This is a genomic window from Frankia sp. Hr75.2 (assembly GCF_949319125.1).
In the GTDB taxonomy this organism is placed as follows: Bacteria; Actinomycetota; Actinomycetes; order Frankiales; family Frankiaceae; genus Parafrankia; species Parafrankia soli.
In genome coordinates, this window is sequence record NZ_CASGGV010000225.1 from 1 (window position 1) to 579 (window position 579).

General features: G+C 71.0%; 1 protein-coding gene. It reads right to left on the bottom strand.

Features of this window, described 5'->3' with window-relative positions; translation table 11 throughout:
• A partial coding sequence (locus AC559T_RS16720; RefSeq protein ID WP_498869332.1) for a ketoacyl-synthetase C-terminal extension domain-containing protein occupies positions 1-579 on the bottom strand: 579 nt, incomplete at both ends.

A 579-nucleotide genomic window follows, 5' to 3' on the forward strand; every position in this document is an offset into this window, starting at 1 on the left:
TCCGGGGCCTGTTCGAGGATGACGTGCGCGTTTGTCCCACTCACCCCGAACGACGACACCGCGGCACGGCGCGGCCGCCCCAGATCCGGCCACACCACCGGCTCCGTCACCAACGACACCGCGCCCGCGGACCAGTCCACCCGCGAGGATGGCGCGCCCACGTGCAGCGTCTCGGGTACGACCCCGTGCCGCATCGCCTGCACGGTCTTGATCACACCGGCTACCCCGGCCGCCGCCTGGGTGTGCCCGATGTTCGACTTCAACGACCCCAGCAGCACCGGACGGTCCGCGGAACGCCCCTGGCCATAGGTGGCGAGCAGCGCTCCCACCTCGATCGGATCCCCAAGCCGGGTGCCCGTCCCGTGGCCCTCGACGACATCGACATCCGCGGCCGTCAGACCCGCGTCCGCCAACGCCGCCCGAATCACCCGCTCCTGCGACCGGCCACTCGGCGCCGTCAACCCGTTCGACGCACCATCCTGATTCACCGCCGAACCACGCACCACCGCCAACACACGACGACCATGACGACGCGCGTCCGACAACCGCTCCAGCAGCAGGACACCCACACCCTCGGCC